This window comes from Deltaproteobacteria bacterium, assembly GCA_016219225.1.
Classification (GTDB): domain Bacteria; phylum Desulfobacterota; class RBG-13-43-22; order RBG-13-43-22; family RBG-13-43-22; genus RBG-13-43-22.
On sequence record JACRBX010000230.1, the window covers coordinates 1 to 2,852 of the forward strand.

General features: G+C 47.0%; 3 protein-coding genes. All 3 read right to left on the bottom strand.

Annotated elements, in window-relative coordinates; all coding sequences use genetic code 11:
- Positions 1-54 precede the first annotated feature (54 nt).
- Complete coding sequence (locus HY879_19335; GenBank protein ID MBI5605489.1) at positions 55-939, bottom strand: branched-chain amino acid ABC transporter permease; 885 nt, start codon at positions 937-939, stop codon at positions 55-57.
- A 67-nt stretch (positions 940-1,006) separates the two neighbouring features.
- Positions 1,007-1,777 (bottom strand): SDR family oxidoreductase, encoded by a 771-nt coding sequence (locus HY879_19340; GenBank protein ID MBI5605490.1) that lies wholly within the window; start codon positions 1,775-1,777, stop codon positions 1,007-1,009.
- Positions 1,778-1,825: 48 nt separating this feature from the next.
- Positions 1,826-2,852: ABC transporter substrate-binding protein (locus tag HY879_19345; GenBank protein ID MBI5605491.1), on the bottom strand; the 1,027-nt coding region annotated here is incomplete at its 5' end.

The following is a 2,852-nucleotide window of genomic DNA, read 5'->3' on the forward strand; positions in this document are numbered from 1 at the left end:
GCACCACCGCAAAAAACAGCAAGAGGAACAATACCAATAGGGGATAAGCTTTTCTCATTGTTTCACCACTCCGAAAAGCCCTGCGGGCTTGAAGAATAAAATAATAATCAGAATGCCAAAGGAAACCACCTGGGCCGAGGATGCCGGGAGCATCAGTAAAACTTGTCCCAGGGATTCCGCCAAACCAATAATCAGGGCGGCCCAAAAGACCCCCATTAAATTGCTTCCCCCGCCCAACATAATGACGACAAAGGCCGCGATAAGAAAGATATGCCCCACATGGGGGGATACGGGGTAAAAAGACAAAACAATGGAACCTGCCGCCCCTGCGCAGGCGGATCCGATGCCAAAAGCGATTACATTAATTCTGTTGACATTGATCCCTACCAGTTGCGCGGCATATTTTTCCTCGGAGGCCGCCCGGATCGCCCTGCCCGTTATAGTCTTTTTTAGGAACAGATAAAGAACAGAGTTAATCGCCAGGGCCAAAACAGAAGCCATAAGACGAATAGTACTGATCGAAGCCCCCCACAAAGAAATGGTGGATGTGCTGTAACCGGTCAGAATGGATCGATCCGTAAGCCCGAATATCTGGGCGGCCATATTCTCAATGAACAACATGAGCCCGAGGGTCAGGAGGAGTTGATTGATATGGGCCGCATTCAGAACAGGACCGATCAGGATTTTTTGGATGATGGCACCGAGAAGGAACATGATGGGAAGACTGAAAACAATCGATAAAAATGGATCAAAGCCTAAGAATTGAAAGGCGAAAAAAGAAATATACATCCCCACCATCATGAGCGCCCCGTGGGCAAAATTAATGATATTCATGACTCCGAAAATGAGACTTAAACCGATGGCCACCAGAGAAAGCACCCCGCCCATCAATAATCCGCCGATAATCGATTGAAAAATTAGTGAAAATGAAAATATCATGGAAACAAGCTCCTTTTTCCTAATTCAGGGCCCCTCATTCCACATAAGGGGATAAGAGGCCCTGTTCTCAATAATCGCCTCTGCCGCCAGTAATGTTATAGCATTGACCGGTTATGTATGAAGATTTATCCGAAGCCAAAAACAATATCAAATCGGCCACTTCCTCCGGATGCCCCATCCTTTTCATCGGTATCCTTAAAAGAGATTTATCGAGGAATTTTTGGGGAAGGGGGGAAAGAATCTCCGTAGATACCAAAGCCGGGGCGATACAATTTACCCGAATTCCGTCCGAAACAAGCTCTTTGGCTAAAACTCTCGAGAACCCAATCAACCCGGCTTTCGAAGCGGAATAGGCCCCTAATCTTTCACTTCCCTCCTTTCCGGCAATGGAGGCGACATTGACGATATTGCCTTTTTTATTTTTTATCATGATGGGGGCGATGCTCTTACTGACCAGGAAGGCGCCTTTCAGATTGATTTGAAAAACAGCATCCCAGTCTTTTTCGTCCAAATTAATTATCGGTCCGATAGGCCCGACGATACCGGCATTATTAACCAGAATGTCGATACTCCCGAAATGCTCAAAAGTTTTTTGGACGACTTCTTGAACTTGTTCGTTATCGGAAACATCCGCCTTGAGAGCCAATGCTTTCCTCCCCATTTTTTTTATCGATCCACAGACTTCTCCCATTTCTTTTTCTAAAACATCGACAACCGTAACGAAAGCTCCCTGTCTGCTGAATTCCAAAGCGGTCGCCCGGCCTATTCCTCGTGCCCCTCCGGTAATGACCACCACTTGCTTTTCAAATGCTCCTTTTTTTATGACTTTTGCACTCATGGATCTTACTGCCCCTTTCGTATGGAACTGAATTTTTACAATACCCGATTACCTTCGATCAGCCCATTTCGGGACCGACCAGACCGCCTTGGCGGCCGCCACTTCCGGCCACCAGACCACTCTCCAGTCCCCGTTTAGAAATTGCGAAGTGGCTAATCGGGCATATACATTTTCCCCTTTTTCGTCGAATTTAACTCCGCTGATCGAACAAACTGCCCATGGGGCACGGGGAATGTCCAAACCGGCAAGGGCCTCCCTGATCTTTTTCCCTTCCAGGCTGCCGGCTTTTTCAAGTCCTTCCCGTAAGATATACATAGCCGTATAACTATACGCCGCATCACTGGTGGCCATCTTTCCAAACTTCTTCATCATATTTTCATAGAACCGCACGGCACCCGGCAATTTCATGTGTTTGGACATATAGGCAGAGTGGTAAGTATACTCGGCCATTTTGCCTAAGCCCTGAATAAAGGAAGGATCGAGAAATCCGCCGGATCCGTGAACCGGTTTATCGAAATTCATTTCTTTTATCGTCTTGACAATCATGATGGCGTCGGTAACATAAGGATAAACGACAACCACGTCCGGATTGGCCGCCTTGAGTTTTCCGATACTCAGGGTAAAATCGGTGGTATTGGGGGGGTAGGGCAAATCGGCCACGACTTCAAGCCCCATTTTGGGAGCGAGTTTTTTAATTTCTTCAGCAGCCGATTTTCCATAAAGGGTCATTTCATATAGAAGACCGACTCTTTTGACCTCCTTCCCTCCTCCTTTGCTGAGGTCCTTAATGGCCTCCATAGTATCAATCGCATAACGGCTTGAATTGGGTATGGCCCGAAAGACATATTTAAACCCTCTCTCACAGATATTATTTGCGGTACCGCCTTCCACAATATAGGGAATATTATATTTTTCAGCAACCTGCGAACTGGTATAGATTACCGAACTCATATAGCCGCCAAGGATTGCCGCCACTTTTTCCTGCTTGATCAGCCGTTCCGCTTGAGCGATACCGACTTCCGGTTTCATTTGATGATCGGCCACCACTAATTCCAGCTTGGCCCCCCCTAACGAC

What these genes read in the sequence shown, in the direction of transcription:
- HY879_19340 (MBI5605490.1), bottom strand. Translation starts at nt 1,777, where the DNA reads ATGAGTGCAAAAGTCATAAAAAAAGGAGCATTTGAAAAGCAAGTGGTG.
- HY879_19335 (MBI5605489.1), bottom strand. Translation starts at nt 939, where the DNA reads ATGATATTTTCATTTTCACTAATTTTTCAATCGATTATCGGCGGATTA.